Genomic DNA, 25,687 nt, shown 5'->3' with positions numbered 1-25,687 from the left:
ATGAATGATCTGGCCGGGGCCGACTATTCGCTGCGCTATGACAATCTGATCCAGGCGATCCAAATCTATGACAACAAGACGGATACGCTGATCGACCAGCGCAACGCGCAGCAGGTCGACTATATCGTGGTGCGTGGCACCGCCGCCGACGACAAGCTCACCATCGACTTCGGCGAAAACTTCCTGGCGGCGCTCGACGTGCGCTTCGACGGTGGTGACGGCAACGACACGCTTGCCATGACCGGCGGCAGCTTCGACGCCGTGCGGCTCGCGACCGACACCGGCCAGTCAGGGAGCATTACCGCGCAAGCCGGAGCGCTGACCCATAGCATTGGCCTTGAAAGCGTTGGCGCGGTCGAGGATGATACAGCGTCCAGCCAGCGCATTTATGCCGACAGTTCCGGCCAGGCGCGGGTGATCCGCATCGGCAGTTCAGATGGTTCAGACGACGATCTGGCGGTGCTTGACTCCGGAACCTCCAACAATCTGATCGCCTACAGGTTTGCAGTTCCGGCGGTCTCGTTGACCGTTGACGCGGGCGCGGGCGACGACAGCTTTGTGCTGCACGAGATCGACCCCGCTCTGGCTGGCAAGGTTCTGTTGAGTGGCGGCGCCGGCAGCGACGCTGTGGTCGGGCCTCCGCAGGACACCGATTGGCATCTTACTGGCGACGGTTCGGGTCATGTTGCTGGGGTGTCCTTCGTTACGGTCGAGAACCTGATCGGTTCCGCCGGCAACGAGGACACCTTTTTTGTTGGCGCGGCCGGAAGATTGAGTGGCGTCATGGCTGGCGGCGATGCCGGCTTCGACAGCATGGTTCTCGATGGCGGCACCTTCGCCTCGGTGAAGTACGTAGCCACCGGGCAGACGTCGGGCACAATCACGCGTGACGGTGTCGTGCTCCGCTATGACGGGCTCGAACCGATCATCGACAATAGTGTCGTTGCGGACCGGGTCATCACAACCAGCAATGCCGACGATGAAGCGACTCTGACCGACAATGGCGCGACGCTGACGCTGTCGTCGGATTCCTTCATTTCGACATTCGAGTCGATTACTTTCAACAAACCCAGCAACAGCCTGACCATCAATCTCGGCGACGATCTGGGCATTCCTATCTTTTCAAAGGATACCTTGACCATCGCTGCTGTGAACCTCGGTTCGGCCGCGCTCTTCATCAACGGCCAGGACGGCAAGGACGAGGTGACGATCTCCGGGACGCTGACTGCCGGCGCAGTCAACGTCAACGCCGAGAAGATCAGCGTTTCCAGCACCATAAATGCCAGTTCGGTGACCCTGACAGCAGCGGCGTCGGACGATGGAGAAATCACGGGTGGCGCGTATTTCGCGACCCCGGAGGCGATCATCGACCTGACCGGCGCCACAATCATCGTGACGGGCGCGGCTCAATTTACTGCAACCGCGACCGCCAATGTCGAAGCTGAGACTGCCGAGGTCGGGCCGCTCGCGGGTGTCATCGCGACGATCTTGCCCGAAGCACGGGTCAAGTTCAGCAGCACCGATGTGACCGCGGCCAGCCTGTCGGCGTCGAGCACCGTAACCGTCACGCTGACCGCGAAGGACGAGTCCGATGCCGGTTCCGACAACGATGAAAAGAAGGATGCGGCGGTTTCCGTCACCGTCCTGGTCAGCGACGCGATCACCGAAGTGCTCGCCGGCAGCGTGCTCAGTGTCTCGGGCGCAGTGTCGCTGACTGCGACCAGCAATTTGACGATGACCACCGAGGCCGATGGCGGTAGCGGCGGAAAGGGCGCCAGCGTTGCGGTTTCGGAAGTCAATGCGACGACCAGGGCAAATGTCTCGGGCGGCTCGACGATTGGCGCAAATGCCGGCAATACGCCGAATTCGATCACGCTCGGTGCAACGCTCACGAGCAACATTGCGACGATTGCCAAGTCGACGGCGGGCGGATCGGACCAAAGTGCAGGCGGTGACAACGAATCCGAGGAGCGTCTGAAGGACGCCAACAAGGACGGCAATACCTCCGACAAGGCGACGACCAGCGGCGGCGATATCACCTTTGCCGGCGCGGTGACGGTGTCCGATTATCGGCCGACGACCGAAGCCTTCGTTCAGGCTTCGACCCTCACATCCGGCGGCGCGATCACGCTGACCGCGCAATCGACGGACCACGTGACGGCGACGGCAGACGGCACCAACACGAACTCTTCCGCTAACGGCGCAACCGGCATCGGCGTTGCGGTGGCGCTGAGCATCGCCGACGTCACGACGCGCAGCTATCTCGGCGGCGCCTCGTCGCTGTCGGCGAGTGCGGTGTCATTGAGCGCCACGATTGCCGCCGGCGACAGCTTCATCGCCCAGGCGACCTCCGGCGCTGGCGACGGCTCCAAGACGCAGGTGGCAGGTTCGCTAGCCATCAATATCGTGATCACCGAGGCTTCCGCCGACGTCGCGGCAAGCGCCTCGATCAATCTGAATGGCGCGGATCTGTCGCTCACCGCCAACTCCACCACCAACGTCGAGACCGATGCGGTTCCTGACGACGCGAGCGGTGCCGCGGGCGAACTCGGCATCGGTGGTTCGGTCGCCCTGACCATCGTCGACAATTCCACCTCGGCGTCGATCCGCGATAACGCGACCATCATTGCCGGCGACGCTATCACCATGACTGCGACCGGCGACCATACCGCTGCGACCACTGCGGAAGCTGGTGCGGAAGGCGGCGATGTCGGTATCGGCGGTGCGGTGGCGATTGACGTCATCGACAACGACACCGAGTCGTCCATAGGTTCCGGCAGCGAACTCGACATCACTGGCAATTTGTCGGCCAGCGCCAGCAATCACGGCGTGAGTACGACGCTGGCCGATGGGGACGCCATCGGCTCGACGGCGATCGGCGCGGCGATTGCGCTTGCCTTCGTGGACAACCGTGCGTTCTCGACATCGAACCGCAATCTTCGTTCGAACGGATCGATCAATCTGTCGGCCGCCAGTGACGGTTCCAGCAAGGCGGAATCGATTGCGAGCGCGGCTGGCGCCGAAGAAAACGAAGACGGCAACACCAAGGCCGACGATCAACGCGACAAGGAAGTCGATCTGGCCAACAGCAAGTCGAATGATGGCGACGGCGTCAGCAAGTCGGCCAACAGTTCAGGTGGAAGCGGCGGCGGCGATGTCAGCGTCGCAGCAGCGCTTGCTCTCAACATCTCATCGTCAGTGGCGGTGGCATCGATCAATGACGGACGCACTGTCATTGCCGGTGAGGGCGCTGGCGTCGGCGAACTCAATTTGCAGTCGTCCAACAATATGGACGCGACGGCGGAAGCCGATGGCACCGCAAAGACGAGCGACAGCGGCACCGCTGTCGGTGTCGCTGTGGCGATCAATATCGCGACGATGCGCAACGAGGCGTCGATCGGGGCGGGCAGCATCATTACGGCCGACGGGGTGAAAGCCGAAGCGAAGATGAGGAACGTCGGCGGTGACGTGACGCATCGTTTCGGCGCCGAGTCGACCTCCGGTGCCAGCGGCGGCGATATAGGCGTGGCCGGCTCGTTCGCGCTGAGCTTCGCCGATACCGACACGCTTGGCGTGATTGGTCTCGACCATGCCGATCAGCCTGCGGGTGGTGCCGCGACGGTTACATTGACCGGTGGCAATGTTCTGCTCACGGCGATCAACACGACCGAAACCACAACGACGGCGACCTCCTCTGGGGCCGGAAGCGGCTCTGGCAGAGTCGGCGTCGGGGCATCGATAGCCCTCGGCATCGGCTTGAACAGCACTTTTGCTGGCGTCGAGAACGGCGAGACGGTTAGCGGGACGACCGGCAATTTCACGGTCACCGCGACATCCAATGACACGCTGACGACGACGGCCAAGGCCGGCGCCGAAGGCGCTACCGGCATCGGCGGCGCGATCGCTGTCGCCTATGTCGACAACGATACGGATGCGCACATCGGCACCGGCGGCGGCGCAACGATCACGCTGACGGGCAATTTAGCCGCGCAAGCGTCGCACACCGGTACGGTGCACACGCTTGCCGATGGCGAAGCTGCCGGCAGCAGCGTTGGCGTTGGCGCGTCGATTGCGCTGAACATCGGCGAAGTCACCAACGACGCCTTCCTCGGCCGTAATTTCCAGAATGTCGGCACGGTGACGATCACCGCGACCTCGACACTCGACACCAAGGCAGAGTCCAAAGCGAGCTCGAAGGGCCAATCCACGAAGAAGTCCGATGGCACGACGGATAGTGCCAGCTCCGATCAAGAGACGACCAACCAGACCGAGATGGCCAAGAACCAGAGCGGCGGCACCAAGACGCCGACGCAGAGCGGCGGCAGCAGCCTTGGCCAGGCCGATGGCAACAGCAATACGCAGACCGGCAAGGGTACGCAGGGGGGCAACGGCTCCGGTGGCACCAATGTGGCGGCGACGATCGCCGTCAACTTCCTCGATGCGGATAACCAGGCGCAGATCGCCGGCAATGTGACGATCTCCGGCACTGGCGCGATGAAGGTTGAGGCGATCAGCACGACCGACGCGCGGGCATTGGCCACGGCTACGTCCACGAACACCAGTTCCGATACCGGCGTCGCCGCCGCAGTCGGCCTCAACATCGTGCTCGTGGACAACAACGCGATGATCGGTGCAGGTGCCGATCTGACCGCCGGATCGATCGAGGTCCGCGCCGCGACCGCCAATGGACAGAAGAACACGTTCCAGGCGCGCGCCCTCTCCGGCGCGGTGTCCAAGAACACCGCGGTCGGCGGCTCGGTTGGCGTCAACTACCTCGATGTCAACACGCTGGCCTCGGTCGGCGACAATGTCGATCTCGACGCCAACACCGGCAACATCGAGATCGGCGCCGTCAGTCTCAATGAAATGCAGAACCTGGCCGGCGGTGCGGCTTTGAGCACCGGCAGCGGCGGCGGCGGCGTGGGCATCGCGGTCACGGTCAATATCGTCAACGATCTTAGCACCAAGGCTGAGACAGGCATCAATCTCGATGCCGAAGCGCAGGGCGCGATCAACGTCACCTCACATGCCGAACTATTGCCGATCTCGGAAAACCTGCCGGTCATCGGCTCGTTGGCCGTCACCAGCTTCGCCGCCGGCATCGCCGGCGCGTCCGGCGGCTTTGCCGTCGGCGGTTCGTCCAGCGTCAACGTGATCTTCATGGAGACGCACGCCTCGGTGAACGACAACTCCGACCTCGAGGCTGGAACCGGCATCAAGATCGAGGCGACGGACCTGCTGACCGTGGTCAGCGGGGCGGGCGGCATCGGCCTGACGCTGAACGGCAATGCCGGCGTCGGCATCGGCCTCGACGTGCAAGTGATCACGCGCAACACCAGCGCCTGGATGGGCGGCGGCGCGGATCTGGATACGACCGCCGGCAACATCGTCATCAACGCCGACTCCTTCGACGACATCACTTCGATCGCGGCGACGTTCGGCGGCAGCGCCGGCGGGTCGGCCGGCGTCGCGGCGTCGGTCGGCGTGCTCTATCTCGACACCTCGACGCAGGCCTTCGTCGAGGCCGGCAACGCGCTGAACAAATCGCATCTGGGCGCCGGCGGAGATGTCTCCGTGACGGCGACAGGCGATGCGGACGTGTTCCTGCTGGCTGGCGCGGCGGCGTTCGGCCAAAGCGCCGGCATCGGCGTTTCCGGAACCGTGTTTGTCCATCTCGATGACGTGAAGGCGGAGCTCTACGGCGACGCCGATGTGGTCACCGGTGGCGCAAACGGCCTCTCCGTGTCGGCGATTTCCACCGATGAGGTGCTGGTCATCGCTGCCGCCGGCGCGGCTTCCGCGCAGGCGGCGGTCGCCGGTTCGGTCGCCGTGACGGTGCTGACCGAGACAACGACGGCTCGCATCGGCGCAAACAGCAAGGTTTCCGGCCAGACGCTCGCCAACGATCCCGGCGTCTCGGTCTTCGCAAGCGACGAAACCGATATCCTGACGGTCGCAGGCTCGCTCGCGGTTTCCGCGGGCAATGCCGGCGTTGGCGCCGGCGTCAATGTGTCGACGCTGACAAAGATAACGACTGCATCGATCGAGGCGGGCGCCGATATCGACGTCGACGGCAATGTGACGGTCGAAGCAACCGGCAACGAGGACATCGGCTCGTTCTCGGTGGCTGCGGGCGCGTCGAGCGGCGCAGGCGTCACACTGACGGCCGACGTCTTCGTGCTGAACCTGAAGACCCGCGCCTTCATTGGATCGGATCCGCTGGCGCCGATCGGCGGCCTCACGGATGTGAGAGCACGCGGCAGCGTGCTCGTTCAGGCACTCGACGAGACCGAGATGGACCTGATCGTTGGCGGCGTGGCGATTGGCGGCAGCGCCGGCGTCGGCGTCGCGGCCGGCGTTGCGGTTGTCGACAAGGTGACTGATGCCTTCATTGGCGCAGGCGCACGCGTCACCGGCGAGGGCCACGGCACGGTCGCGGCGAGAACCGGCCGCTACGAAGTCGCCTATGCGGGCAGCCAGGCGATGTCGAGCTTCGAGCCGCAGGGCGGCAACCAGCCGACCGCGAGCAGCCTGGAGGCTGGTACGCCGTCAGGCCTCACCCAGTTCAAGGACCTCGACCAGGAGGGTGGCGACGACGTCCAGCAGGATCCGGGGCTGACCCAGAACCGGGTCGCGACTGCGGCGGTCGACACCGGCTTCCGTGGCGTGGCTGTCTCGGCCTCGGCGAAGGATGATGTCGAGACTTTTGCGATTTCAGTCGGCGGCGGCGGTTCGGTCGGCGTGGCTGTCGGTGCGGCGGTCAACGTCGTCGATACCAAGACGAAAGCGTTCATCGGAGCGGATGCGCAGATCAACCAGGACATGGCCGGTCCCGGAAATGCAGGACAGTCCGTCCTGGTTGCGGCGGCAAGCGACTTCAGCCATGTCGGTGTCGGGGCCGGTGCGGCCTTCGGCGGTTCGGGCGCGGGCGCGCCCGGCGTCGACGTGTCGGTGATCAAGGTCGACGCATTCGCGACGATCAATGACGGCGCGGATGTGAAGGCGAACAACGACGTTGCGGTGATCGCCACGTCCAAGGAAAAGGTCATCGTCGTCTCCGCCGGCCTTGCCTTCAGCGGCACGGTCAGCCTGGCGGGCGGCGTCTCGGTGCTGTCGTTCGACACCGAGACCTATGCCCGCGTTGGCGCCAACGCGACGATTGTCGCCGGCGGCGACGTCGCCGTCATGGCCAAGGACGATTCCGAAGTGGTGGTTGTCGCGGGTGCGGTCGCCATCGGACTGTCGGGCGGCGGCGCCGCCGGATCGGTCGCGGTCGTCACAGTCGACAAGCTCACCGAAGCGACGATCGGCGACAATGCCAGCATCGACGCGTCCGGCAACGGCGTCGGCATCGGCGGCGTGCTTACCGGCACGATCGTCGGCGGTGGCGATCCGAGCGGCTTCGGCACGGCCGAGGCGCATGGCGTCATTGTGCAGGCCGAATCGTCGGAAGAGGTCACCAACGTTACGGTCGCCGGTGCGGGCGGCCTTTATGTCGGCCTGGCTGGCTCCGTCACCGTGACGCTGCTCAATTCGGACACCAAGGCGCTGATCGGGGTCGGCGCCGACATCAATCAGGGCGCTGCAAACTACGTCGCTCACCCAGGCACGGTGTCGGGCGCGCAGGGCGTCTATGTCAACGCGGCGAACGAGGTCCGGGTCACCTCCTTTGCGGGCGCTCTCGGCGCCGGCTTCATCGGTCTGGCCGGCGGCATCGACTTCGGCAGCATCAAGAACGACACGGTTGCCGCGATCAACGCCAACGCCATGGTGCGGGCGCGCGGCGACGTGTCGGTCAACGCGGTTGCAATCAAGGTTCTGCGCGGGTTCGCCTTCAGCGGCGGCATCGGCGTCGGTGGACTCGGCGCGTCCGTGTCGGTCTGGTCGGTCGGCGAGGAGTTCAGCGACTCCTACCAGGACAACCAGGGTGGCAGCGGCAACGCGACGAAGGACGACGGAAGCTCCAAGACCGCCAATGACGAGGCCGGCGAACAGGCCGACGACGGCGTCGAAGGCGTCACCGGGGAATTGAGCCGCTTCGGCGGCGGCGCCAACAACAATACGGCCGACTCACGGGTCAAGGCCGGTGTTGAAGGCGCCCGCGACAAGGTCGGTGCCAATGCGCTGACCTCCGGCGCACTGACCAACAAGCTGACCGCCGCCGTCACCGACGAGCGCGGCACCACCGCCTCCGTCGAAGGCGGTGCTACGGTCGAGGCTGGTCACGACATCGTCGTGAACGCGCGTGAACAGATGGAAGTCGACATGCTGGTCGGCAGCCTGGGCGCTGGTCTTGTTGGCCTGGGCGCCTCGATCTCCGTCGTCAATGTGTCGGGGCAGGTGAGAGCGAAGGCCGGCGGAAGCCTCAAGGCTGGCAACGCCATCCGCGTTGAAAGCCATTTCGGCCAGGATGTCGATGTCACGACCGTCGCCCTGCAGGCCGGCTTCGTCGGCCTCGGTGCATCGGTCGCGGTGGTCAACGATACCAGCCGCATTCAGGCCGGCTTGCTCGACAACACGGTGGTCAACGGCGCGGCCAGCCTTACGGTCTCGGCGAGCAGCAACCAGACGTTTGACGTGCTGACGACTGGCATACAAGCCGGTGCGGTGGCCGTCGGCGCGTCCTACAGCGACGTCACCATCGGTGATGACGATGACAACACCAAGGAAGTCCTGGCCACGATCGGCGCGGGCAGTCAGATCGGGCAAACCGATACCGTCGGGGCCATCACGGTCCATGCGGACTCGACGATCGACGCGGATTCAGACACTTTCGCGCTTGCTGCCGGGCTCGGCGCGCTGACCTTCAATTTCGCCTTCGTCGATGTTCAGCCGAACGTAGAGGCATCGATCGGCGGCGGCGCCAATATCAACGCGACCGGCCTCCTCACGGTCGAGGCGTGGACGCTGCACGATGCGACCGGCGACGTATTCGCGCTTTCGGTCGGCGCCCTGGCGGCCGGCACCAGCCTGGCGACGGTCAATGTCGTCCCGACGGTGGCCGCATCGATCGGCGGCAATTCGACGATTCACGCCGGCGGCATCGTCATGCTGTCGTCGCACAATTACGATGGCGAGACGGCGACCGACCGAGGCGCGAAGGCCAATGCGGAAGCCTCCGGCGGCGGCTTGTTCAGCGGCCAGGGCTCGGTGCCGACCGCGCGGTCCAATGCGGTTGCCAACACCACGATCGGCGCTGGCGGTGCATTCACGATCGCCGGTGACATCGACATCAAGTCGCGCATTCGCAACTATGCGGTCGCCAATTCCGAAGCGAATTCGTTCGGCGCGGCGGCGGTCGGTGCTTCCGTGGCGGAAGCCGAGGCCAATGGCCAGAGCAACGCCGCGATGAACGCCAACATCGTCTCGGTCACCGACATCAAGGTCGAAGCCCTCGCTGTCAATGGCGCGCTCGCCGTGGCTGAAGCCGCAGGTGGCGGCGTTCTCGGCGCACTGACGATCAACAGTGCAGTTGCAAAGGCCAGCCCATCATCGGTCAGCGCCTCGATCGGCAACAACACCTCGATCCAATCGGCGCGTAATGTGCGGCTGAAGGCACAGGCGCAAACCGAGGGCGACGCCAAGGTTGTCGGCATTTCGATAGGCGGCATTTTCGGGGCCGGCGCTTCGGATGCGACGACCCATGTCAGCCCGACGGTTGCAAGCTCGATCGGCGCGGGCGTGGTGATCAATGCGACCGGCGATATCCTGGTCGAAGCCTCCGCGTCGCCGATCCCCGGCACGCAACCGACCTACGAGATCGTCGATGTCGACGGCACCGCCAACACGATCACCGTGAACGGACACGGACTGGTGACCGGCGACACGGTCGAATATGATGCCGGAAGCGGCGGCGCCGTCATTCCAGGCCTCAACTGGCCGGATCCGGCCGATGCGGCTGTGAACCGTCAGTACAGCGTGATCAATGTCGTCAATGCAGGCGTGACAGATCCGAACACGCTCTATTTCGGCTCCGTCTTCAACGCCGCCGACATCGATCCAAATACCGAGATCATCGAGTTCGCGGGTGGCCATAATTTCCTGAGCGGCGATGCCGTCCGCTACTATCCGGGACCGGACGAAACAGTCGACAGCTTCGGCCTGACCGAGGGCAACCTCTATTATGTGCTGGTCATCGACGGGTCACACATCAAGCTGGTGAGCACCTTCGACAAGGCGGTCAACCCACAGAACTACCTCAAGAATTTTCAGCCGGACGATGTCGCGGGCAACAGCATCACCATCTCCGGGCATGGCTTCGTCAACGGGACGGCGGTGACCTACGAGGCGCCGGACGCGCGCACGTTCGTCAGTCGCCAGGTGGATGTCAATTCGAACAGCCTCAATCCCGACGGCTCGCCAATCGCCGATAGCAGCGCCGACAACATCCGCTTCTTCGACGATGACGGAAACGCGCTGGCACACAGCTTCGCCGAGGGCGAGCACGTCGTCTACGACGTCAAAAATGCAAGCGGCGGAACGGGTCTGGCGATCGGCGGCCTGGTCGATGGCCAGACCTATCGCGTGCATGTCGTCAACTCCTCGACGATCCAGCTCAAGCGTAACGACGCGATCACCGAACAGGTGCAGTTCGTTCGCAATGCCGCTGGCGACCGTATCATCCGCACTGACGGCCTCAACTGGGCCGACAACGGCTTTGCAGCCGGCACGCTGTTCATCGGCGGCGGCGGCGCCAATTCTGGCACGTTCACGATCGCCAGCGTATCGGGTAGCACGCTGGTCCTTACTGTCGCGAACAGCGTCACCGAAGTCACGCTGACGAAGACCTTCGATCAGCCGATCATCGCGCTGGCCCCGAACAAGGGCCTCAGCGCCGATCCGGCCCTCAATGTCGGCGCCAGTGATACGCATTCGCTGGTCAACGCCAAGAATCTGCCGATCGGCGGGCTGCAAGACGGCAAGACCTATTATGTGCGCGGCGTCAGCGGAGCAGGCGACGACACGTTCGAACTGTGGAATGCGCCGAGCGGCGGCAGTCAGATTGTCCTGACGCCAACGGGCCTGGCCGGGCCTTACGGCAATCACAGCCTCGCGGCACTCGCGATCGACATCTCCGACGATGTCGACAGTGAGCAGCAGTTGCGTATCGACATCAGCGACGGCGCGACGTCGGCGGCGCCGGGCCAGTTCCTGTTCGGTCCGGGCGAGGTTCCGCTCAGCGAAATTGCTCCGCAATCGGGGGACGGGGTATCCTCCGCGTACGCCAAGGGGTCCGGCGGCGGCTTCGTCGGCGTGCAGATCAACGACGCCGACATCATCAGCAATCCGAACGTCTCGGCGACGATTTCCGCGACGCAGATCACCACGGTGGGCGACGTCACAGTCAGCACATCGGCGACGACCAACACATCGTCCTACGCGGTCAATGGCACCGGCGGCTTCGTCGCCATCGGCGACGCCGATGCGCGGAGCTTCCAGGACATAACAAGCGCGGCAACGATCAGCGACAATACGCGCATCGTCGCGGGCAAGAACTTCACGCTGGCTTCGGCGAGCAGCGCCATCACCAGCGCGTCGTCGCAGTCGAGCGCCGGCGGCGCAGTCGGCCTGGCCGATCCGGTCACCGACGTGCGGATCGAGTACAATACGACGTCCACCATCGGCTCCAACGCCATCGTGCTGGCCGGGCAACTGGCCAAGGGCACGGCGAACGCCTCCGTCGATGTGACGGCCAAATCGACTGCCTCCGGCGTCGGCTTCGGCGGCGACGGCGACGCCATCACGCACGTCAATATTGGCTCCCCGGACGCCGATCCGGATGCCGATCAGGCCGACGCGATCGTCTCGCTGGCGGCCAACGCCGTGCTCAGCGCGCGGCGTACCTCGCTTGCGGCGCGGGTCGACAACTTCCATGTCTTCTCCGGCAGCGACGGGCGCGGCGCCGGTTTCTATGGCGAAGGCGAGGCCGAAAGCACGATCACGGCACGGCCGGATGCACAGGTGCGGATCAACGCGGGCGCCGACCTGACGGGTTGGGAAGGCGTTGACCTCATCACCCGCTACGACAATGTCGACACGCATGCGAAATCCTATGCCCGGTCGACGGGCCTGTTCGGCTTCGTCGATTCCGACGCGCATAACGACACCGACGTCTCGTCCGAGATTTTCGGTGCGGCAGGCGCATTGGTGACAGCCGGTCCGCGCGACAACGACGATGCCGTGCTCGGACATCCGGATTATCCGCAGGAACCTGGAAGTTCGGCCGAGCACTTGGCCTTGTTTGCCTCGACCGTGAACGGCTCGATCTCGCAGACACACAACGCCGATGACAGCAAGCGCTCGCTCGCCGCCGGTGGATCGAGCGGCAGCAGCCCGGATGACAGGCCGCAATCGATCAATTTCAATTCTGACGTGCTGATCCTTTCCGGCCGTTCGCCCGAACTGGTCATCAAGCAACTGGTCGTCGGCGCCGACGGCGAGATCGATGTCGCGGTCGAAGTGTCGGTCAACGACACCGCGGGCGGCGGCAGCGCCACCGAAGGCGAAGGCAGCACGATCCAAAGCAACGACATTGTCGTCAACGACATCGTCAATCCGGGTCCCGGCGACGTGGTTTTCGATTCGAACTCGATGACCGGCGCAGGCGGCACCTGGACGTTCCGCGATACGTTGCAGCGCGTGTCGATCCGCAACGAGTCCGACAAGGACATCATTATCAACAATATCGATGTCGTCACCGACGAGCAGCCGCTGGCATGGCTCAATCCGTCGCAGAGTGTGACACTGACCTTCAACGTGGTGCGCGAAGTCGCGCCGACGCTGATCGAGATCACCGACACCGGCGGCCATTCCGACATCTACATCAATGGCACGATCGAGAACCCGATCGGCACGACGTCGATCGTCAACACAGACGGATCGGTGTTCGCCACCAACGATCGCGGCGTCACGGGCAGTGATGGCCGCCAGTCGCTGATTCGCACGCACATCCTCAACATTCGCGCCGACGAAAACATCGGCGCGACCGGGGCGCGAGTGAACATCGACATCATCTACAGCGCCGGCCTGCCGCTCGGCATAGGCTTCGACACCGGCCGTGTCGCTGACTTGACAAACCAGATCTTCCTCGGCGTCGAGAACCGTTTCTATACCGGTCAGCTGGTGCGCTACGATGCAGTGACGACAACCATCGGCGGGCTTACCGACGGCGGCTACTACTACATCATCGCTTCGCCCGACGGGCAGAGCGTCAAGCTGGCGACCACGTTGGCAAACGCCCTGGCCGGCACCGCCATCGATCTGGCACCGGCGGGCGCGCTGACCGATCTGCACAGCCTGATTTCGGCTGAAACCTTCACCGCTGACGCGCTCGGCAACATCAGCCTCGACCTCAAGGCGCTGCTGCGCGAGGCGCCGGCCGGCGGCTTCTACGTCGTCGAGATCGACCGGATCAAGGCCGGCAATACGGCGGACGTGCTGCTGCAAGCCAGCATCGAACAATTCGGCGACGGTCAGTCCGGCGGCCTGCTGGTCAAGGCGCCGGCGTTGCCTGCAGGCGGACAGACCTATTACAATTTCTTCCGGCCGGATGCGGGAGCGATCCCGTCGCTGAGCCGTGGCGTCTTCGCCACCGGCAACACGGAAGTCGCGTCGACCTATGATTTCCGGGGCCTTGACCCGGCAACCGGCCTGCGCACGCTGCCCGGGCTGCAAGCAGGCTCGGTCGTAGCCGGCGGCGACATCATCGTTGCGGCAGCCAATCCCGCGCCGACGGCGACCACCGTCAACGTACTTGGCATCACCGAGATCGCCGGCAATGGCGACATCGACGTGCTGACCAATGGCTACATCGCGCTGACGGAAAAGACCGGTGACATGCGCGTCGAGCGCATTCGCTCCAACGCCTCCGATGTGCTGCTCTATTCGCCGCGGCGCATCCTTGATGCGCGCGATGACAACGGCGACCCGACCTTGATCGAGGCCGATGTCTCCGGCCGCAACATCACCATGGCCGCTGGCGTGGGGCTGTTTAATCCGACCCATTTCCAGGTCGCCGCTCAGGTGCTCAACCCGACACTGCTTGACATCAATTCGCCCTTGGGCGGCATTGGTGAACCGGGCAATTTCCTCGAGATCAACGTCGACAACCGCAATGGCGTCGGCGGGCTTGGTGTGCTGCGCGCCTTCGACATCAGCGCGGATTCGACCTTGGGCATCTTCCTCGACGAAGTCGTCGGCGACATGCATGTTCATACCGTCCACACGATCCGTGATGTGTCGCTAAGGACCGTTGCCGGCTCGATCCTGGATTCACGCAACAACGGCGCGGGCGACGACTTGGCCGACGTGATGGGTCAGACCATCGACCTCGACGCCAACGGCAACGGCTCCATCGGCGCCTTTACCAACGACCTCGAGATCGATTCATCGCGCGGTTCGAGCGATGATGACGTCGCACTTGAAGCCGGCAACAACATCCATCTGGCCGAAGCGCCGGAGGTTCCCGGCGGCACCGCCGGCAATCTGCGACTGGTGCTGGCGCACACCTATGATGGCGATATCCGCATCACGGTGCGCGAGACCTCGGTTCAGGGCGAGAACCTCGACCTGCTGCATAGCGGCAGCGCCCGCTTCGGCGAAGACGGCGCCACCTTCCCGACCTTCCAGCCCGATGCGTTGCGTGCGATCACACACGGTCAGATCTTCGCCGAAAAGGGTTCCGTGCTGCTGCGCGTCGGCGACAACGTGACGCTCGACTCCAACAGCGAAACGCTGGCGGCCGAGAATATCGACATCTATGGCGACGTGTCGGCGACCGATGAGGTCATCCACGCGCTCGTCAATCTGGATGTCGCCTTCGGCACTGTGATGGTGCTGCGTGGCCGCATCATCGCCAACGCAACCGTGGCGCCAGGTAACAAGACGATCGGCGCGCCGGTCGGCTCGGCAACGCCGACATTGACAGCGGACCCGGTCACCGGACCGACCGTGCTGACCCGTATCTTCGGCAACACGGATGTCGACACGATCCACTTCGGCGATACGTCGGGCGCTGGCGGCACCAACACGCAGGGCAGCGCCGGCTACATCTTCCTCGGCTCGAAGACGCGCGCCTATGGCAGCCAGGATCTCGATGTAAACAACGTCGATGGCGAAGACCGCTTCCGCGTCTACTACCTCCAGGATACCGCGACGCAAACCTCTCCGAACATGCAGACGGCGGCCGAGCACACGCTCACGCTGGACGGCGTGTCGGGCACCGATGTCTATGAGATCTACACCCTTGGCTCCAACAATCCGGGGCAGGGTACTGCAGGCACCGACTTCCAGCGCAATTACGTCATCAACATCCTCGACAGCGGGCGCTCCATCGACGGTGTCGATGAACTGACTATCTTCGGATACGACTCGTTGCAGAATGGTCTGGTCGGCGGCAACAAGCCGATCGACGACATCTTCCTGCTGCGCGGCGCCAACTATCTGCCGCACGAATCCGCCGACCGTCCGGCCTACGTCGCCATGGTCTACGGACAGCCGAAGACCTACGCCGACACGATCGAGGACAATGAGCCCTCGAACGAAGTCGCGCGCATCAATTACGACACCGCGCTGAATGGCCGGATCACCATCGAGGGGCAGGGCGGCAACGACAATTTCTACTCAGATGACACCTCGGCGATCGTTTCGCTGCAAGGCGGGGCCGGCGACGACTCCTTCAACATCGGCCAGATTTTCGGCACCAAGCGCACCGGCGATCCGGAAAACGGCGTCACGCCGTTCTTCGGCGGCGCCCTGCTCGACCAGGACGTGTTCCCCGACATGGTGGCCACGACACGCGGCTGGCTGAGCCCCGGCATCAGTGCGCCGATGGTCGCACAGGGCGGCACCGGCAACGACGAATTCCGTGTCTATTCGAACCAGGCCGAGCTGCGGCTCGAGGGCGACGACAACAACGACCTGTTCATCGTCCGCGCGTTCGCCATTGCGGCGGTCGCCAACCAGGACTGGAACGGTGACGGCACGATCGATCAGGACGACCTGCCGGCGGTTACGCTCGACACCAATGGCGATGGCGTGATCAATTTCGCCGACGCCGACTCGACGCCGGACGACTACACCGACGACGTCATCGTGCTGGACGAGTTCGGCGTCGCCAAGCCGATCATCGGACTTGGCTTTTCGGTCGCGCGTGCGCCCGATATCCGCGCCGGCGGCGGCGAGGACGAAGTGCAATACAACGTCAACGCGCCGGTCTCGGTCGACGGCGGCACCGGCTTTGACAAGCTGGTTATACTGGGGACGGAGTTCGCCGACGATTTCGCCATCACCGAAAAGGGCATCTTCGGTGCCGGCCTCAATGTTCGCTACACCACGATCGAAGTGGTCGAGGTTGACGGACTTGAAGGCGACGACGAATTCTTCGTTCAATCGACGGCTTTCGGCGTGGCCTATCGCGTTATCGGCGGTCTGGGCTCCGACACGATCAATGTCGCCGGCGACGTCACGGAAGACATCATCACGCGCGAACTCGAAGGCGCGTCCGGCGCCGTTGACCACCTCGTCGCCTCGGGCGATCCACTCTACGATGGCGTCCTGGTCGACGGCTTCGACTATCACGTGGCCGGCCCCGAAGAGGGCATCATCCGCATCGACGAAACGGACGGCTTCACAGCCGTTCGCGAAGGCGGACCGCGCAATGTCGACAGTTACACCGTCAGGCTGGCGGTCGCGCCGCTGGCCGGCCAGATCGTCTATGTGACGATCTCGGCGGCACGTTCGCCACAGCAGGAAGAAGACGGCACCCTGATCAATCCGGCACCGCTGCCGAATGGCATCGGCGACACGATCTGGCTTTCGACGCTGGATCCCGGCGCCGTCGGAACCGACGGCGAATTCCAGCATGTCATCACGATCAACGGCGTTCCGACGATCATCAACGACCGCTCGATCGTGCTGGCCTTCGACAGCACCAACTGGGACATGGCGCAGAACGTGTACATCTACGCGCCCGACGATCTGCGCGCCGAGGGCGATCGGGTGGTCGTCGTTCAGCACAGCGTCATCTCCGACACCAGCGGTGTCGCACCGGCAGTGCTGGCCGCTGCCTATCCGGACGGCGATCCCTTCGACGCGGCGGATGTGCGCAACGTCGAGGTCGACCTGCGTGACAATGACACGCCCGGAATCTATGTCACCGAAGTGGCACCCGGCACGAACACCGAAGATCGCCGCTCGCTGGTCATCGAAGGCAATGCCACGACCAAGCTGAATGACGAACTTCTGGTACAGCTCGCCAAGGCGCCCGAAGCGGGCGACACGATCGTCGTCAAGTTGTTCGTCAACGAATTCAGTGACGAGAACATCATGATCTACGACGTCGACGATCCGAACGATCTCGACGGCCGCATGTTCAAGGGTGCCGACGGCTACTGGCGCATCACCTTCGACAGCGGAAACTGGGACGATGCGGTGCGCGTCGGCATCGAAGCGCGCGACGACATCCCGCGCGAGGACCCGCACACGGCGGCGATCTTCTTCCAGCTCGACCAGGCGCTGACAGTCGACGCCGACCACGACTACGTGTTCCCGAACCTGCGCTCAGGCCCAGGCTATGTCGACATCGACGTGATCGACAATGACAGCGCCGGCGCGGTCGTGCTGGAGAGTGAAGGCAATACGCTGCTCAACGGCGATGGATCGGACACCGACGACTATACGATCCGCCTGACCAAGGCGCCGTCGACCAGCGTGCGCGTCGCGGTACTCACCGACGGTCTTGCGGATGTCATCAGCGTCAACGGTATCGCGGTCACGCCCGGCTCCGGATACGACATCATTGGCGGCCTCAGGCCAACGCAGATATTCGACGGCAATCTTGTCTTCGCCAACGATGGTGGCCTGGGCAAGGTCACGCGGGGCACTGGTGCCGATCTCGGCAGCTTCGTCGATGAAGGATTCTTCGTCGGCCAACAGATACGCATCGGCAATGCTGGCGCCGACAGCGGCGACTATTTCATTACCTCGATCGATGCGGACGGAAAGTTCTTCAAGGTCGACAAGCTGTTCGCCGCAACGGGCGCGCAGGCCGACGTCATCCTGTCCGATCTGGCGCGGGACGGCGAGTACACCGGCGATATCCGCTTCGAGCAGGTCATGGAAGAAGGTGTTCCGACCTACCGGATCACCATCGACGGACTTGGCGACGAGGACGATGGCTGGCTGGCATTTGGCTTCCTCGAGGGGCAGTGGATCCGCCTGTTCGACTCGGCCGACAATCTGATCGGCGACTTCAAGATCGCGATCATCCGCGGCGACAACGACACCAAGGACACCACGATCCAGATCACCGGCACCAATGTGGCGCAGATCCTGCCGCATCTCGGCGATACGCTGAGCGACGTGCGCGTGGTTCGCACCGCCGCCGTGGCGGTGTTCACGCCGGCCAACTACTACCAGCAGCAGACGATCGAACTGCGCGCCGACACCGAATACGACGTGCCGATCAACCGCGAAGGCGTCAAGGTCTTCCCGGTTTCCGGCCATTATCTGTCCAAGCTGCGCGGACCGCTGGCTGTCGAGGGCGGCGTCACTGGCGCCGACCGTTCGCTCGAGAACGGTCTCAAGCTGCCAGGCGAAGCCGACGACTTCCTGATCGCGATCGGTCAGCAGCCGCCGGAATCGCAGCAGATCGACGTGCTGAACATCTTCAACGACACCAGCAAGGAAGATGTCGACGGCGTGTTGACCGAGACGACGCTCACCGGCTTCAACATGGCTGACGATCTAAGCCTGGGGCTTGGCGTGACCGGCGATCCGACCTTCGGTGAATCCGGCTTCTTCCCGGGCGGTATCAGTTTCGGACGCATCAGCGTCGACTCGAACGGCGATTTCGGCACCGACGACACCAAGAGCACCATTGAGGTGGTCAACCTGATGCTCGGTGAAGGCAACGACAAGCTCGTCATCGAGGGTACGCTCAATCCTGCACCGCCGGTGCAGGTGACGAACATGTTTGACGTAACGCCATCCGGCGTCAATGGCGGCACCATCGTACGCACCGGCTTCGACTGGAAAGCGATGGGCTTCCTTGTCGGCCAGACGGTGAAGATCGATAACCTGCCGGGCGTCTGGACGATCGTCGCCATCAATGATGCGCTGATCAATCCGGCCGATCCGGCCGAAGGCGCGGATCCGAATGACAACTCGATCCTGGTTCTGAGCGGACCGACGCTCGCCGGTGTGGCAGATGGGCTGCACACGATCACCGCTTTCGACAAGGATGTCATCACGCCGAACAAGTCGGTGGATGTGGCCAGCACGACGGCGGGCGGTGTCATTACGCGCACCGACGGCGGCAACTGGGCCGGCTTTGCGGTCGGAGACTTCATATCGATCGACGAGGACTTTGCGCAGGGCGAGTATCAGATCGTGGCGATCGTCGGCGCGGTCATGCACGTCATCGGCGGACAACTCGCGCCGGTCTCGGAAGCGCCGCGCACCATCAATCGCATCGACCCGGTGACCAATGCAGTGCTGCAGACCGTGGTGGCCGAAGTCGATGTCGACCCGACTTACACCGGCGGCATCGTCACGCGCCAGGACGGCGTCAAATGGGCCAATGAAGGCTATCTCGCCGGACATCTGGTGACGATGGTCGATGCCAACGGCAAGCGTGACTTCCGCATCATAGAGATCTCGGAAGACGGCTTCTCGCTGACGCTCGAAGGCGCGCCGCTCGCGACGCAAAACGACGCGGTGAAGAGCTTCTACGTGCAAGGCCAGCATGGCGGGCTGACGCTCGTTCATGGCGGCGGCAACATGCATGTGGAAAGCGCCGGCCCGATGAACATCGCCGCCGGAACCGGTGGACAGATCATCGTCACCCGTCAGGACGGCCGCGACTGGTCGGAGGACCGCTATCAGGTTGGCCAGGTGATCCAGCTTGCGGGCGAAACCTATACGCGCACCATTCTGGCGATCGCCGACGCAACGCTGCCGGCGCCGGCCAACTCCGCGCTGACATGGGGCGACGGCAGTGTGCTGGTGCTCAGCGCACCGAACACACGCGCCGGCCAGCCGACCGGCACGGTGCTCGCGCCCAACGCGTTCAACAGCTATACCGAGCGTTCACTACACGTCGCTGAGCCGCGCATCATCACCGGGACGGCGACCGTCAACATCGCCACCAACAGCCTGACACGCAGCGCCGGCAGCTGGCTGGCGGATGGCTTCCACGTGGGCCAGAAGGTGCAGCTGAGCGGATTTGCCGGCACGTTCACCATCCAGGCGCTCAATGCGACCGTGATGACGCTGCAGAGCGTTGCGCTGACGCCGAAAGCCGGTGTTGCGATGACCGTTTCCGGCATCGACGTGACGCTGGACGGCGGTGCGCGCATCGGCGGCGACCATATTGTCGTCACCGGCGGCGCCGGGCCGAACTCGCCACTGGTCATCTATGGCGACACCGGCCAGGACGGCATCTGGTATTCCGGCCAGGCGCACAATGTCTTGGGTATGGAATTCGGCGAGAAGCCGTTCGATCCGTTCCCGGAACTGCAGGACGGCGAGAATGAGGACGACGAGTGGGTGTTCCCGCTCGCCAATCCCTACAAGTTCGCCGGCAACGACATCATCGACGCCAGCGCCTTGTTCGCCGGCACGCCGTCGGCAAACCTGCCGAGCGTCGGCCTGACGATCTATGGCGGCGCGGGCAACGACACGATCTACGGCAGCCAGGCTGGCGATCATCTTGCCGGCGGTTCCGGCGACGACCTGATCATCGGCAACCGAGGCGCCGATCACATCTATGGCGATAGCGGCATCAACGTGAACATCTTCACGCGCCAGCTGTTCATTGACACGGTCGATAACAGCCCGTTGCCTTCGGCCAATCCGGATGCCGACACCAACGGCACGACGATCAAGCCGGTCAAGTCGTCGGTTCGCGACCTGATGAATGCGGGCGACGACCTCATCTTCGGCGATGGCGCTTCGCATCTCGGCTATGGGCCGAGTTCGATCGCGGCTGCCGGCGTGCTGGGCGACTTCGACGACATCATCTTCGCCGATCACGGCGTGATCGAAATGTTCGTCGACGATCCGAACTTGCCGTCGGTTTTGAAGCAGCGCATCCAGACGACCGAGCTTGTGTTGGTCACCGGCATCAAATCGGCCGAACTGCAGAATGGCGGCGACGACGTGGTGTTCGGCGGCCTCGACCGCGACGTCATCGTCGGCGGCGCCGGGCATGATCTGCTCGATGGCGACCAGCAGGACGATCGCGTCTTTGGCGACAACGTCTACATGTCGCGCCAGGGCGGCGCTGACGGCAATCTGTTGGATGATACGTTCAGCCTGCGCTTCCAGACGCTGGCCGGAACGTTGATGTACAGCCGTACCGACCGACCGATGCCGGCCGGCCTCGGCACGGTCAATGCCGACAACAGCGGCCTGCTGCTGGTCGACAGTATCGCCCGGCGGTATCGCGATCCGGACGGCGCTCCGTGGTGGAGCGAGTATTCGGTCGATTACGCGGCGCTGCACACCTTCGCCTTCGACGAGGGCACGGTCGGCGTCGGCAGCTTCGGCAACGACTACATCGCCGGTAGCGAAGGCCATGACGAACTGTTCGGTCAGCTCGGCCATGACGTGGTGCAGGGCGACGGCGGCATCGAGCTTGCCTTTGCCGGTACCTCGCATGTCGGCGCATCGCGTACATCCGGCGGCGTCACCGATCCGATCGGTCCGCTCACGGTGATCGCCTCCTTCACGGCGGCGACTGACGGCCAGGACTATATCGAAGGCGGTGGCGGCGACGACCAGATATTCGGCGGCCTCGGCCAGGATGATCTGATCGGTGGTTCCTCGTCCTTCTTCAGCCTCACCGATCCGAATGCGCGGCCTGACGGAGACGACTACATTTTCGGCGGCGCCGGCATCGAGATCGACCGCAATGACGACAATTTGCCGAATGACGGCACGCTGGCCAATTCGCGCTTTGCTCGCGATGCCGACTCCATGATCGGCGACAACGGCAACATCGTGCGGATCGTCGGCGTCAATCACACCGACATCAATCCGAACGGCACGGCTGGGCAACAGCTCTATGTCCAGTTCAACTACGACGTGAACGACCCGGCGCGCGCCGGTGGCGAACGCCTCGTCGTGCGCGGCATCCATCTGCTCGACTACACGCCGGGCGGCCCGGACTTCAGTCCGGACCTGTTCTCCAGAACCAACCCGAACGATCCTGCCTATCGCAGCGAGTTCGGCATTTGGGCCAAGCAGGACATCGGTGGCCACGACGAGTTCCATGGCGAGACCGGTGACGACACCGCCTATGGCGGCGGCGGCCATGACCGGATGTTCGGCGATGCCGAGAATGACGATTTGATCGGTGGCTGGGGCAATGACTGGATCTCCGGTGGTACCGGCGAGGACGGCATCCTGGGTGACGACGGCCGCATCTTCACCAGCCGCAACAGCGCGACCTACGGCGAAAGCCTGTTCGGCGTGCTGCCACTGCTGGCGACCGATCCGGATACGCGCACCAGCCAGGGCGATGTGCTCAACGAGTTCATCTACACGCCCGGACAGGTGCAGACCGAGACGATCAATGTCGGCGGCAAGATGAAGAAGGCGGTCGACCTGACACCTTACAATCTGACGCCGAATGCGCAGGGCGGTGACGATCCGCTGTTCGACGCCAATGTCGTCGACGATATCATTTTCGGCGGCCTGGGTGACGACTTCATCCATGGCGGTTCCGGCGACGATGCGGTCGGCGGCGGCGAAGCTCTGCCAGATTCCTACACGCAGCGCTTCGATGCGGCGGGCAATGTCGTGGGTATCGTGCGCACCGACTTCTCGCGGCCGTGGAATCCTGGCGACGTACTGAAGTTTGGTCCTGACAGCGATCCGTGGAACGCACCGAAGCCGGTGCAGAGCCGGCTCGGCGAGTTCTTCCTGTATGACGAGTACGATCCGCGCCGGACAATCATGTTCAACGCCGACGGTTCGGTATGGAAGACCGGCGCGCCGCCCATCACGCGCCAGTATTTCCTCAACCTCGTCGATAATGAAGGACCGCTGGTCAACGGTGCGATCGCCTTTGCGCCGAACGGCACGCCGACGGCGTTTGCGCAGCGCAACACCGACGGCAACGATGCGGTCTTTGGTGACCTGGGCAATGACTGGATCGTTGGCGGTACCGGCCGCGACCACATCTATGGCGGCTGGGGCAACGACCTCATGAACGCCGACGATGTACGCTCGACCAATAACTGGCTGAACGACCAGCCAGAGACGCATCCAATGTATGAGGACCGCGTTTTCGGCGGGGCCGGCTTGGACATCCTGATCGGCAACACCGGTGGCGACCGCCTGATCGATTGGGTCGGGGAGTTCAACACCTACCTGGTGCCGTTCGCACCGTTCGGTATCGCGACGGTAAGCCGCCAGGTGCCGCCGCAACTGTTCGACTTCCTCTATGCGCAGGCATTCAGCGACGGCGTCGACATCACCCGCACCGCTGACACAGGCAGCATCAACGGGGATGACAACTACAGCAACGTTCATATGTTCATGGGCGGCGTGGAAGGTGAAATCGGCCTGATCACCCAGAAGGACCATGGCTTCTGGCAGGATCAGACCGGCGGTCCGACGGATCCCCAGGCGGGCAACATCCCAGGCGGCAAGCGAGACGTGTTGCGCACGGCTGACTTCAACGATGGCAATGCCAAGGTCGTGGCGGTTGACGAGGGCAATTTCGCCGTCAGCAGCGGCAAGCTCACTGTTCAGTCGGCAAGCACCTGGGATCAGGCAGCCGCGGTTCTCTATCTCGACGCCTATACGCCGATCTACTACGAGATCGCGGCGACCTTGACGACCGACAAGCCGACGGGCGGCTGGAAAGCCAACTCCTACATCATCTTCGACTATCATTCGCCGACGGATTTCAAATATGCCGGCATCAATATCTCGAACGACCAGATCGAGATGGGCTACCGCGACGCCAGCGGCTGGCATCAGTTGGTCAAGTCCAACAAGCCGGTGCAGCTCAAGGCGAACCAGGCTTACGATGTTCTGCTCGCAGTCAACGGCACGACCGTGACCTTGACTGTGGCCGGCGTGAATTGGTTCAGTTACACCTTCGCGCCGCGCATCGTCGATGGCCAGCCGGTGGCGCTGAACAAGGGCCTCGTCGGCGTCGGTAACAGCGGCTCGAAGGGTACGGTGGACAACTTCCGTGTCCAGGTCTTGCCGCCGCAGATCACGCTCGACTACGCAGCCGAGTTTGACGCGCCGCCGACCTATCCGATGTCGAAGACCTCAGCTCAAGGCTGGACGCTCTCGGGCGGCAGGCTGAACGCGGCGGCCGGCGCCGGCACCAACCTGCTGGATGTCGGCCCGGCGATCGGGACGGACGCCTATCTGGAACTGACGGCGAAGTTGAAGACCGCCGGGACCGGTGGCATCGTCTTCGATTACTACGGCGCCAACGACTACAAGTTCGTCACGCTGGATGTGGTCGGCCAGAAGGTTTTGGTTGGACACGTGACGTCGAAAGGCGGCACGGCGATCGATCAGAGCTTCGTGCGTACGCTCAGTTCAACGACGGACTATGAAGTCCAGTTGACCATACGAGGCGCTGCCCTCTCGATCACCATCAACGGTGCATTCGTCGGCAGTTATGGCTTCAATGCAGCCATTGCCGATGGCGAGTTCGGCCTGGTGACAGGCAATGCAGGGGCGTCCTTCGACCGGCTGCAGATCCGTACCAACGCCTCGGCGTTCAGCACCAGCTCCAATCAGCTGGCACTCGCTTCGCTTGGCCAGACGGGAGACACGGCAACGACGGTCGGCATCGATCAGACCAGGGCGATGCTGGCGCAGGCGATGGCGATCTGGTCGGCCAGCGGCCAACTCGACGCTGCACAGCTTGCAAAGCTGTCGAGCCTGGATGTACAGATCGTCGATCTGCCTGGCTTGGCGCTGGCACAGTCGGTGTTCGGCGGGGTGCTGATCGACCGCAACGCGGCCGGACATGGCTGGTTCGTTGACCTGTCCCCTCTCGACAGCAGCGAGTTCCAGCTCGATGCCTCCGGCCACCTGACGGCGTTGCCGGGCGGCGCGGCCGTTGGACGGATGGACCTGCTGTCGGTGCTGATCCACGAAATCGGCCATCAGGCGGGCCTCGACCACGATGAGGGCGAGGCGGGTGTGATGTCGGCTGAGTTGGCCGTCGGCGAGCGCCGGCTGCCGGAGGCCGGATCTGCTGGTCAGCCGGCTGAAACGCAGCTCTTCCATGATGGCCTGGGCGTCTTTGTCGGCGCGCAGGAGCATGGATTGCTTCAGAGCGCTGGCATTGCCCCGGCTCAAGCGGTCGGCGACGTCACGACGATATCGACCGCAAGAACTGCGGCGGCTGTTTCGAATTCCGATGCAGAGGCTGATGCAAGCGCGAAAACCGGCGATATCGTGCTGACAGGGGCAACTTCCGGCTTGCAGCCAAGCGGCCAGCTCAACTGGGTGTTTGACGAAGCCAGCGGAACCTTTGTTGCCGCACAGGGTCGGCAGCAGGACGGTGCGCATGATGCAGCGCCTGATGCGGATCAGGACGATGGCGACGCACCTTCGGACGACCTCAATGGTCTCGCTGAATGGAGCAACCGCAAGGGTCTGCTGTCGCGCCTGTCCAGTCTGTTTGGAGTACGATGAGACAATG

General features: G+C 63.7%; 1 protein-coding gene. It reads left to right on the top strand.

The genetic code is table 11. The annotated features are described in order from the left end of the window. Window positions 1–25,680: a matrixin family metalloprotease gene (locus tag DH08_RS16010; RefSeq protein WP_246800871.1), complete on the top strand. Its 25,680-nt coding sequence runs from the start codon at window positions 1–3 to the stop codon at window positions 25,678–25,680. Window positions 25,681–25,687: the final 7 nt, after the last annotated feature.

It is taken from the genome of Mesorhizobium amorphae, assembly GCF_014843845.1.
GTDB classification, from domain to species: Bacteria; Pseudomonadota; Alphaproteobacteria; order Rhizobiales; family Rhizobiaceae; genus Mesorhizobium; species Mesorhizobium amorphae_A.
This window is presented reverse-complemented; position numbering and strand designations above follow the sequence as displayed.